12 protein-coding genes are annotated in these 10,117 nt (G+C 42.0%); 9 read left to right on the top strand and 3 right to left on the bottom strand.

The window, feature by feature from the left end; genetic code table 11:
- Positions 1–50: 50 nt before the first annotated feature.
- Both AS194_RS13880 and AS194_RS03475 read left to right on the top strand, forming a co-directional pair.
- Entirely contained in the window at positions 51–260 is a 210-nt protein-coding gene (locus AS194_RS13880) for a hypothetical protein (protein WP_227511567.1), read from the top strand.
- Entirely contained in the window at positions 229–1,293 is a 1,065-nt protein-coding gene (locus AS194_RS03475) for a CAP domain-containing protein (protein ID WP_227511566.1), read from the top strand. Before AS194_RS13880 ends, AS194_RS03475 begins: the two co-directional genes overlap by 32 nt.
- A 122-nt stretch (positions 1,294–1,415) precedes the next feature.
- Here the strand turns inward: AS194_RS03475 and AS194_RS03470 are convergent, their stop codons facing one another.
- Positions 1,416–2,081: a DUF924 family protein gene (locus AS194_RS03470; RefSeq protein WP_062946403.1), complete on the bottom strand. Its 666-nt coding sequence runs from the start codon at positions 2,079–2,081 to the stop codon at positions 1,416–1,418.
- 99 nt (positions 2,082–2,180) lie between these two features.
- On the opposite strand from AS194_RS03470, the gene AS194_RS03465 reads away from it, so the two are divergent.
- The 3 genes from AS194_RS03465 to AS194_RS03455 all read left to right on the top strand — a co-directional run bounded on the left by AS194_RS03465 (position 2,181) and on the right by AS194_RS03455 (position 5,837).
- A complete protein-coding gene (locus AS194_RS03465; protein WP_058024082.1) occupies positions 2,181–3,422 on the top strand; it encodes a carboxynorspermidine decarboxylase in 1,242 nt (413 codons plus the stop codon).
- Positions 3,423–3,718: 296 nt separating this feature from the next.
- Positions 3,719–4,993: a saccharopine dehydrogenase family protein gene (locus AS194_RS03460; protein WP_058024081.1), complete on the top strand. Its 1,275-nt coding sequence runs from the start codon at positions 3,719–3,721 to the stop codon at positions 4,991–4,993.
- 292 nt (positions 4,994–5,285) lie between these two features.
- The gene (locus AS194_RS03455; RefSeq protein ID WP_058024080.1) at positions 5,286–5,837 is read left to right on the top strand and encodes a ParB N-terminal domain-containing protein; all 552 of its coding nucleotides are present in this window, start codon (positions 5,286–5,288) and stop codon (positions 5,835–5,837) included.
- A gap of 148 nt (positions 5,838–5,985) precedes the next feature.
- On the opposite strand, the gene htpX is transcribed toward AS194_RS03455, so the two are convergent.
- A complete protein-coding gene (gene htpX / locus AS194_RS03450; RefSeq protein WP_058024079.1) occupies positions 5,986–6,900 on the bottom strand; it encodes a protease HtpX in 915 nt (304 codons plus the stop codon).
- Positions 6,901–7,250: 350 nt separating this feature from the next.
- Between htpX and AS194_RS03445 the strand changes: the two genes are divergently transcribed.
- Together AS194_RS03445 and AS194_RS13610 are read left to right on the top strand one after the other, a co-directional pair.
- The gene (locus AS194_RS03445) at positions 7,251–8,063 is read left to right on the top strand and encodes a PhzF family phenazine biosynthesis protein (RefSeq protein ID WP_058024078.1); all 813 of its coding nucleotides are present in this window, start codon (positions 7,251–7,253) and stop codon (positions 8,061–8,063) included.
- 6 nt (positions 8,064–8,069) lie between these two features.
- Positions 8,070–8,402 carry a YnfA family protein gene (locus tag AS194_RS13610; protein ID WP_058024077.1) on the top strand — a complete coding sequence of 111 codons (333 nt, stop codon included), beginning with the start codon at positions 8,070–8,072 and terminating at the stop codon, positions 8,400–8,402.
- 74 nt (positions 8,403–8,476) lie between these two features.
- Here AS194_RS13610 and AS194_RS14010 read toward each other — a convergent pair whose 3' ends face one another.
- Positions 8,477–8,599 carry a hypothetical protein gene (locus AS194_RS14010; protein WP_264753426.1) on the bottom strand — a complete coding sequence of 41 codons (123 nt, stop codon included), beginning with the start codon at positions 8,597–8,599 and terminating at the stop codon, positions 8,477–8,479.
- Positions 8,600–8,961: 362 nt separating this feature from the next.
- Here AS194_RS14010 and AS194_RS03435 point away from each other — a divergent pair, with 362 nt between their 5' ends.
- Both AS194_RS03435 and tsaE read left to right on the top strand, forming a co-directional pair.
- The gene (locus tag AS194_RS03435; protein ID WP_058024076.1) at positions 8,962–9,564 is read left to right on the top strand and encodes a 6-pyruvoyl trahydropterin synthase family protein; all 603 of its coding nucleotides are present in this window, start codon (positions 8,962–8,964) and stop codon (positions 9,562–9,564) included.
- On the top strand, positions 9,557–10,081 hold the full coding sequence (gene tsaE, locus AS194_RS03430) for a tRNA (adenosine(37)-N6)-threonylcarbamoyltransferase complex ATPase subunit type 1 TsaE (protein ID WP_058024075.1): 525 nt from the start codon (positions 9,557–9,559) through the stop codon (positions 10,079–10,081). The genes AS194_RS03435 and tsaE overlap by 8 nt, the downstream gene beginning before the upstream one ends.
- Positions 10,082–10,117 lie beyond the last annotated feature (36 nt).

Raw genomic sequence — 10,117 nt, 5'->3', positions numbered from 1 at the left:
AACACTTTTATTTTGAACTGACTATATATTACTATTTTATAGGATAAGAAATGCTGGCTCATCCCCCTCAAAAGAACCTTGCTGTAGTGCTTTTCTTGGCGGTATTTTTAACGGCCTGCGGTGGTGGCGACTCTGATAATGGTTCTACATCCAATAATCCACAGAGCGAAACACAAGAAGAGCTCGTATCAGAGCCAATCACTTCAGAGCCGATTACAGCGTCGCCTGATGAGCAAGATAGTGAGCCAAGCGATAAGTAATCCTATTAATGAAAGCAATGCGCCAACTGAGAACAATCCGCAAGCTGCCTTAAGTGCTAATAATCAGTTTAGTTTGGCAAGAACCAGCTGTGGCTTAAGTGGCTTATCTGTTGATACCGCGCTTGATGATATTGCGATTAAGCACGCAAACTATATCAAATACGTCTTTGCTGATAGCACGCCGACCAGTTTTAATGCCCATGTCGAAAATAAAATCAGCGATATTGCTAGTGTGACAGGTAGCAATAACCCATTCTTCGGTGGATTAGATTTCTCAAATCGCTTATTAAACGCAAAATACAGCAACGCACAATATGGTGCCACAGAAAATATTGCTCAATCTGTCTACTTCAATTCAGCAGGAAGCTTTCTGAAAACGGATGTGGTGGCAACATCAATGGCCAAGTCGTTGTTGGCAGCACCCTATCATTTGCGTTCATTGATGCTACCCACCTCAAGCGTTGTTGGCTCAGGCATGGTTTTATATAAACCTGATGCCAAAAATCCAGCTCTTAACCAAGGTTATGTCTTGGTTAGCCATGCCTCAGCGACACAAGCGACCAAAGATACAACCGCGTCAGGTGTTTTTACTTATCCCTGTCAAGGTGTGACTGATACAGTAACTGCTCTGTATAATGAGTCGCCAAACCCTGTTAAAGGCACAGGTCGCGATTTACGTACCGATCCTATCGGACAGCCTGTTTATGTGAGTATGCCATCAGCGAACAAAATCAAAGTCAGCAACATCAAGTTCCGAGATACTCAGCGAAATACTAATGTACCGATTCAATTGATCGACTTTGATAACGATCCGTATGTGAACACCAACTACGCATTACCAGCGAATGAGGCATTTATTTTGCCATTAACAGATGCACTAAAGAGCTGCGAAGTTAATCGCGCGGCAAATCAAAGCCAGCAATGTGGTCTGTATGGCAATACAAAGTATCAAGTAAGCTTTGATATTCTAGTGGATAATAAAAACTTAGAAAGTAAGTCATTCACTTTTACGACTGGTAAGGTAAATTATTAGTTAAACCGTTTAATCAATTGTACAAACAAAAGGACTGAACCAGATAACTGGTTCAGTCCTTTTGTTTTATATAAAGACACTATAAGAATGTGACAAAGTAAGCAGACTGGATAAAATTTACTTTAAAATGAAGAATTTGGCTGTTGTAAAAAGGCTTTTTCATCCTCAGTTGATTTGCGCCCTAGTACCTCATTACGATGTGGGTAACGCCCAAATTGATCAATAATTTCTTTATGACGATATTCAAAATCTAGCGTAGTGGCATCATCCAACTGTTCAAATAATGGCAAATAGCGCTCATGAATTAAGGCAGATTCAGAGTGCATAAATGGGATAATCATAAACTTACGCCATTGCATCGGTAAAGTGTCAAAATAGAGCTGCTGAGTGGCTTCTTGTGCTAAAACTAATGCCATACCGTCTTGGGCAAAAGCACAGGCTTGTTCGCGACACAGGTTTCGTGAAAACTGATCTAAGACAATGATTTCTGCCAGTCGCCCTGCTAGCGCTGTTATTGAACTATTGCCATCTAGAGAAGATTCTGCGAGGCGCCAATTAACGCATTCACCTTGCTTTGCTGCCTGCCAAATGTCACCAAACTTGTCCTTTATCTGCTGATCAAAACGATCGTTTTGTTCAAACCAACACGCTTCATTATCTTTATTAAACCAAAAATCCAATACTGCACGCGCATCCGGGTAGAGGTGCGTCAAGTCTATATGTTTTGGATCCAGTTGAGAGGCATGGGATCGACTGGCAGAGGTGGAATAATCGGTTGAGAGTGCCATAAGATATTCTAATTATGATGAATTTAGTCTACTATAGCGCAAATATTTATATCTGTCTGTCAAGATACCAACAGCAGAGTGTCTATTAGGTAACCTATTATGAATGCAAAAAATCTAGAGAATTCTATCAACGCGACATTGCCACCAACGCCATACTACATGCTTGATGAAGCGGCCATCGTTGCTAATATGAAAATTATCGCTAGGCTATGTGAGCTGTCTGGTGCCAAGGCATTATTGGCACTCAAATGCTTTGCTACGTGGGGTGTGTTTGATGTGATGCAGCCGTATCTGCATGGCACGACTTCGTCTTCACTTAACGAAGTGAGATTGGGCTATGAGACCTTTGGTAATAACGCTGATGCCAGTAGCAGCGATAAAAAAGAAACCCACGCTTATAGCGTCGCCTATAGTGCAGATGAAATTCCTGAAGTACTCAGTTATGCTGATAAGATTATATTTAACTCAATCTCACAGCTAACTGCTTTTAAAAATCAAGCGGCAGCGCAAGGTGTTCCAGTAGGCTTACGATTAAATCCAAAAACCAGCAACTCATCATTTTTGATTGCTGATCCTGCACGTCCATTTAGCCGCCTTGGTGAGCACGATAAAGATAAAATCGCAGCGGTACTTAGCGATATTACAGGCGTTATGATTCATAACAACTGCGAGAATGACAGTTTTGAAGCCTTTAGTGAAAGTTTGGCAGATATCGAATCTAGATTTGGCGATATTTTGCAGCAACTTGAATGGGTAAGCTTAGGCGGCGGCATTCATTTTATCGCGCCTGATTATCCATTAGAAAAACTGGCTGACAGATTAAAAGTATTTAGTGAGACCTATGGCGTGCAAGTTTATCTTGAGCCAGGTGAGGCAAGCATCCATGGCGCGGGCACGTTGGTGACGACAGTGTTAGACACCATGCACAATCAAAAAAATCTCGCCGTCGTCGACGCTTCGATTGAAGCACATATGCTCGACTTGCTTATCTATCGTGAGTCCGCACCGATTGCCGCGATCAATAATACTGCTGGCAATATTGCACCTACTGGCAATCCAGCAGAAGCTGCGCCGTCTGAAGCCAATGCTGAGTCAGCAGACCATACCATTATTTATGGTCGTTCTTGCTTGGCAGGTGATATCTTTGGTGAGTATGCATTACCGAGTAATCTTCAGATAGGCGATAAGATTGCCTTTGGTAATGCGGCAGGTTATACGATGGTCAAGAAAAACTGGTTCAATGGGGTTAATATGCCAGCGATTGTGATTCGTCGTTTGGACGGCAGTACCGATATCCAGCGTGAGTTCGACTATGAGGAATATAAAGCCAGCCTATCTTAAGCCTTAATTTTTAAGACTATGTTATTGTCGGGTTTTGTATTTTAATGTTTAAAAAACAAAGGCTTAACCTGTACTAGTATGCATTTTAATATCTCTACTTTTTATACATATTTTTTACCGATAAGGGAATAAAAATTGTTATAATCGCGTCGGGCAAATAATGGAGTATTATCTGCCCGACGGGTGCGTGGGTTTTCCTCGGTCTTCCTTTTTAATTCACGCATATCATTCACTCGTTTCTGTTTTGCATAGCCGCAATCAATGGTATCGACAGGGACACAAAGGAGGATTGTTCATTGAACACAAACCAACAAGCCAAATCTAACAAAAAAGACGTACTTATCATCGGAGCAGGTGGTGTCGCTCAAGTGGTCGCGCATAAGTGTGCGATGCATAATGATGTGCTTGGCGAGATCCATATCGCCTCACGTACCAAAGACAAATGCGATGCCATCGCGCAGAGCGTAAAAGAAAAAGACAGCTTTAAGCAGGCTGCAGTCTTGCATACACATCAGGTCGATGCCTTGGACAGCCAAGCACTCGTGCAGCTGATACAAGACACAAAAATACAGATACTGATTAATGTTGGCTCGGCATTTATCAATATGACCGTACTAGAAGCTTGTATTGAAACAGGCACGGCATATATAGATACGGCTATTCACGAAGATCCACGCAAGATTTGTGAGACACCGCCTTGGTACAACAACTACGAGTGGCAACGCAAACAGCGCTGTGCAGACAATAATGTCACTGCTATTTTAGGTGCAGGCTTTGATCCCGGTATGGTCAATGCTTATGCACGCTTGGGCTATGATATGATGGATGCAGGATCTGTGACTGATATTGACATCATTGATATCAATGCGGGCAGTCATGGCAAATACTTTGCGACTAACTTTGACCCAGAGATCAACTTCCGTGAATTCACAGGGACAGTTTACTCTTGGCAAGACAGCAAGTGGCAGTCTAACAAAATGTTTGAAGTCAAACGTACAGACGATTTACCAGTTGTGGGTGTGCAGAACAGCTATCTGAGTGGTCATGATGAAGTGCATTCATTGTCAGCCAATCTAGATGTACCAAACATTCGTTTTTGGATGGGCTTTGGTGAGCATTATATCAATGTATTCACCGTGCTACAGAGCTTAGGACTACTGTCTGAGCAGCCAGTGATGACGGCTGAAGGCCAAGAAGTGGTGCCGCTAAAAGTCGTGAAGGCAGTACTACCAGATCCAAGCTCGCTGGCACCAGAATATACAGGCAAGACCTGTATCGGTGACAAAGTAAAAGGCAAAATCAATGGCGTTGAGACAGAAGTGTTTATCTATAATGTCTCAGATCATAAAGACGCTTACAACGAAGTGGGTAGCCAAGGTATCTCGTATACTGCAGGCGTGCCACCTGTTGCTGCTGCGATACTGGTCGCGAATGGCGAATGGGATGCAGGCAAGATGGTCAACGTCGAAGAGCTAGATGCTAAGCCATTTATCAATCTACTCAATAAGATTGGCTTGCCAACCCGTATTCAAGACGCCAATGGTGACAGAGCGCTTGAGTTTGATATTTAATTAGTAAGCGTAATTTAGAAAAGCCTGTCTTTTATAGATAGGCTTTTTTGTGTTTGACTGTATTAGATCTCTTGCAAAAGTACCAGTTCATTGACTTCCACTGACGGAGTTACAAAGGCTGACGATGACTTATGCAAGAAGTCTATTGTAAAAAAGAGGAGCTGGATTCACTATTTCTATGGGATGATTAAATACTACTAACGAGGATCAAGAGCTGAGTATTTTCAAGGTTGATCTATATAATGAACAAAATTTATGACAGCTCGTCTGGCATTGAGAAATGGAATTAAATATGGATATGGATGAGATCATTGACAATATTTTTGCCGATAACGCAGGTGAAACTTTAGAAAGTTATCGTTCTAAAAAGATACTACATTCAAGAATATCCAGCGAGGCAAATCAGTATATAGAAACAGATTCTTCAGATTGGCCACCTATCACCTTTAATTGGGACTTATCAAAAGAAGGTCAACGCTTCTCTTTAGATGGTGAGAATGAATCAAATTTTAAAACTCACTATCCAGAAGGTTTTATATTAGGGAAAGTAGAGTTGCATGCCTTAAATAGTAAACTATGTCATTTTAGCCGTAGGGATAAAGGCGAGCTGTGGACGGTAGGGTGTAAAAGTAGCTCGGCATATTTGATTGTCTATTTATCTGAAAAAAGACCTATATCGCCGCCACTGGTAAAACCTCACCTTATGGGACAGGTTATGTTAATGGGCGGACATCACCGATATGCTATTGCAAAAGAAATAGGGGAGAAATATATTCCTATTTATGTAGAGCCAAAGTATAGGAAAAAAATCGATAAACTCATGGAAATAGATTGGATTAGCTAGAGTAGTGAAATACACACTGTACGCTAGACCTCTTGCAAAAGTACCGTTTTATTGACCTTCGTTAACGGAGTATCAAAGGCTAGCAATGACTTATGCAAGAGATCTGCTATATAAGCGTTTTTATGACAGCGTAATTATGTTTTCTTCATCACCCTTCATTAGGATTATATTCTCTCAACGCCGCAATACGGTCATCCAATGTTGGGTGTGAGCGGAACAGGTTGGCAATACTAAAGCCTTGAGATTGTCCAGACGAGATCGCAAACGCTTTCATACTCTCAGGCATTTGATCTGGTCGCTGTGCAGAGGGACGCAACGCATCAAGCGCACTGATCATTTTTTCGCGGCTGGCAAGTTTTGCGCCCATTTGATCCGCACGGAATTCACGTAAGCGTGAGAACCACATGACGATGGCAGATGCCAAAAACCCAAGCAGAATATCCATCACAATACTGGTGATAAAGTAACCGATACCTGGGCGATCACTGGTATTTTTAAACACAGTACGGTCAACGAAACTACCGACAATACGTGCAAAGAACATCACAAACGCATTGACCACACCTTGAATAAGGGCAAGGGTTACCATATCGCCGTTAGCTACATGGCCAATCTCATGCGCTAGTACCGCTTCGATTTCATCTTGATTCATATTCTGTAGTAGACCAGAGGATACCGCTACCAGCGCTTTATTCTTATTCCAGCCAGTTGCAAACGCGTTTGGCTGCGAATTGTTAAAAATACCAACCTCAGGCATACCGATGTTTACCGCTTGCGCTTGTTTTGCCACTGTATCGACCAGCCATTGATCAGTTGGGTTGCGTGCGGATTCTATTACCACCGTACCCGTGGATTTTTTGGCCATCCATTTCGACAGAAATAGCGAAATCATTGAGCCGACCATACCGTAGATACCGCACATAACTGCAAGACTGACATAATTTAGCCCAGCTGCCGTATATACACCTCCAATCCCAAAAAGCCTAGATAGTATCCCAAACACAATGCTAAAGACCACGATCACAGCCAAGTTGGTCAATAAAAATAATCCAATACGCATCATGACGCTAATTTCCTAATCAAAGTGTTGGTATGGCCTAGATAGGCGGTTATCTAAGAGGTTTGTTTGCTATGATAGATTTTACTGAGGTTTTGTGTGTCATACTATTTCAATATTGTCAAAATGCTAAAGTAATTATGTTGTCCTAGCTATAGCGAGATTTTTTGAGATAATTAGCGAACTAGGTATATTAGCTCGTTGCCAAGACTGGTTAGCTACAGTAAAACATCACTGAAACTATTGCCTATTGATCTAAGTATTAAGTTTTGGTCAACTATTTCTTATTTTGATTTCTCCGAAGATAATGATGACCAAGATTAATCTTTAAAAAATTATAAAAATGAGAACATCCCATGCAACTAGAAATAAATATTATAGACGCCTTCACTGACACGCTATTCAAAGGTAATTCCGCGGCGGTTATTGTGACAGATACATGGTTAGATGATGCTTTGATGCAGTCTATTGCGTCTGAAAATAACTTGTCTGAGACCGCTTTTATTGTTCCTGATGGCAAAGGTGTTTATCATATTCGTTGGTTCTCACCATTGACCGAAATTGACTTCTGTGGTCATGCGACTTTAGCCGCTGCCTTTGTGTTGTTTAATAAAAATTCAAACGTACAGTCGATTAATTTTTCAGCCAAAGCGGTTGGTATTTTGACAGTCGTAAAAACGGATTCTGGCAAAATGCAAATGGATTTTCCCAATAGAATGCCTGAAAAAATCGATGAGATTCCTGATAGTTTATTAGCAGGTCTATCCATTGCGCCTGCTGAAGTCTACCGTAATGCTCAAGCGTATTTCGTCATCTATGATTCTGAATCCGATGTGTTGAATGTCGCGCGTGATAATGAGAAGTTGAAGCAGCTAGCGCCTTATGATGTGGTGGTAACTTGTCAGGCAACCTCAGAGAAGTATCATGATTATGATTTCGTCTCTAGATACTTTTGGCCAGCAAATGGTGGTGATGAAGACCCAGTAACAGGTTCGATTCATACTGGACTTGCCCCTTTATGGGCGAAGCGTTTAGCTAAAAATGAATTAGTCGCTTATCAAGCATCTAGTCGCGGCGGTGTGCTTGACTGTACCGTGGCAGACGATAGAGTGCTTATTTCTGGCAATGCCGTACCATATTTGACTGGATTTATCACCGTTGAGGAGTAGGTAAGTTTGACAGAATTAAAGACCGTTGGGCTTTTTGCGCTGACCGCATTGGCTGAGATTGCAGGGTGTTATTTGCCTTATCTATGGCTGCGAGAAGGTAAATCAATCTGGCTATTAATACCTGGCGCGCTGAGTTTGATTGCGTTTGTCTGGCTGCTGTCATTACATCCGACTGCTGCAGGTAGGGTCTATGCGGCCTATGGCGGTGTATATATTTGTATGGCGATTTTATGGTTATGGACGGTCAATGGGATACGACCAACCATGTGGGACATAGTGGGCTCAGTAGTTGCACTATTAGGAATGGCGATTATTATGTTTGCGCCGCGCAGTGCCTAAAAAAAACGAGTGGCCAACTCAAAAAAACGCCAATCAAACCACTAGGTCAGATCGGCATATTGATACGAAAGATATTAATGTTTACCTAAGATGCTACCATTGTCGTCTTTTTTCGCTTGTTTCGCCGCTTTCTTTTCTTTGGCGGTCAAAAGTGGCTTCTTTTTGATATTCTTTTTACTGTCTTGACCTTTACTCATGGTAATTCCTTTGTAGATAACGCATACAACCTGCTAAGCCAATTGAGCTGACTTAAGGTAAATATGGTGACGACTAACATAGTCGCTTACTAAATCGAGTATAGGCTTAAGCATTAGTAATAGATAGTACTCGCACAATTCGCCTACGATTCAGTTCTCTTGCTTCTTTCCTTTAGCGAAATCATTGTTTTAGCCAAGTTATGCGCTAATCGATTCGTTCAATTAATCATGGTATTCATAAGTGCTTACTTACGGATACATGGCGATTTGCTATAATTAGCCATAAACCGATTCATAAACGCGGCAAACTCTTATTTATTAACATTTAGCACCATCGTGCTCACTGTTTTGGTCAAATTATTATGCGTATACGTAAACTATTCAAATTTGAAAATGCTCATATCGTTCGTAACTGTAGCTCTGAGCGCTGCAAACACTCCATCCATGGTCACAGCTATCAGATTGAGCTGATTTTAGAGGCCACCCGTCTAGACCATGGGCAAATGGTTTATGACTTTGGGCTACTAAAATCTTCGATCAAAGATATTATCGACAGCTTTGATCATGCCATTTGTTTTTGGAACAAAGACGATCCTGAATATGTCGCAGCGTGTAAGAAATTTAGCGCACGTTGGATCAGCCTACCAGTATCTCCGTCAGCAGAGCAGTTTTCACGGGTGATTTTCTTTTGGGCGCAAGAAATACTGCGACAGACGCAAATGCAAAATGGCGAAGCGGATGTCAGTGTGTATTCGGTAATTGCCCATGAAACGGCAACGGGTTACGCGCAGTGTTTCGCCGATGATGTGGCAAATGAGCAGATGGGTAAGCTGGTTTTAGAGGATTTTGAATTTAGTGAACAAGTTCGTGCTGAATGGACGGACTCTGATCTGTATGCCAAGCTGATTCGCGGTGAAAGCTTCACCAACCCAACGGTGACTATGCAGGTTCAGACTGATGCATAATGATCAATCAATAGAAAACAGTGACATCGTGCAAACTTTGATACTGAACTCTGAGCAAGACACTCAGTCACTGGCTGAGCAATTAGCGACATTGCCGCTGACGGGTAGTGTGTGGCTGGCAGGAGATTTGGGTGCTGGTAAAACTACTTTAACGCGTTACTGGTTGCATGCTCTCGGTCATACTGGTGCGGTAAAAAGCCCAACGTATACCTTGGTTGAGCCTTATAGTATTCATCGAAATGATGGCTCGACTAAGCCAGTTTATCATGCAGACCTATACCGTCTCCAAGATCCAGAAGAGCTGTCTTTTATTGGCTTTGATGAGTATTTAGATGAGCCTGAAGCGCTCGTTATCATTGAATGGGCGAGCCGCGCTGATGGCTATCTTCCGCCGCCTACGTTATTCATCGATATGACTCAAAGTGTCAGCGATGATAAGGAAGCGCGGCAAGTGACGCTGTGTCTCTCGAGTGCAGGGCAGGCGCAAGGAATAGATTTAACGACTCTCAGTATGTAAACCTTATCTCAGCTCAACTCATTAAAATATGATATT

Origin of the sequence: Psychrobacter piscatorii, from assembly GCF_001444505.1 — a bacterium.
Taxonomy (GTDB): domain Bacteria; phylum Pseudomonadota; class Gammaproteobacteria; order Pseudomonadales; family Moraxellaceae; genus Psychrobacter; species Psychrobacter piscatorii_B.
The sequence above is the reverse complement of the archived record's forward strand: the minus strand, read 5'-3'. Positions and strand labels throughout refer to the sequence as shown.

Coding starts and splice junctions, on each gene's coding strand:
- AS194_RS13880 (WP_227511567.1), top strand. CDS start 51: ATGCTGGCTCATCCCCCTCAAAAGAACCTTGCTGTAGTGCTTTTCTTG.
- AS194_RS03475 (WP_227511566.1), top strand. CDS start 229: ATGAGCAAGATAGTGAGCCAAGCGATAAGTAATCCTATTAATGAAAGC.
- AS194_RS03470 (WP_062946403.1), bottom strand. CDS start 2,081: ATGGCACTCTCAACCGATTATTCCACCTCTGCCAGTCGATCCCATGCC.
- AS194_RS03465 (WP_058024082.1), top strand. CDS start 2,181: ATGAATGCAAAAAATCTAGAGAATTCTATCAACGCGACATTGCCACCA.
- AS194_RS03455 (WP_058024080.1), top strand. CDS start 5,286: ATGGATATGGATGAGATCATTGACAATATTTTTGCCGATAACGCAGGT.
- htpX (WP_058024079.1), bottom strand. CDS start 6,900: ATGATGCGTATTGGATTATTTTTATTGACCAACTTGGCTGTGATCGTG.
- AS194_RS03445 (WP_058024078.1), top strand. CDS start 7,251: ATGCAACTAGAAATAAATATTATAGACGCCTTCACTGACACGCTATTC.
- AS194_RS14010 (WP_264753426.1), bottom strand. CDS start 8,599: ATGAGTAAAGGTCAAGACAGTAAAAAGAATATCAAAAAGAAGCCACTT.
- AS194_RS03435 (WP_058024076.1), top strand. CDS start 8,962: ATGCGTATACGTAAACTATTCAAATTTGAAAATGCTCATATCGTTCGT.
- tsaE (WP_058024075.1), top strand. CDS start 9,557: ATGCATAATGATCAATCAATAGAAAACAGTGACATCGTGCAAACTTTG.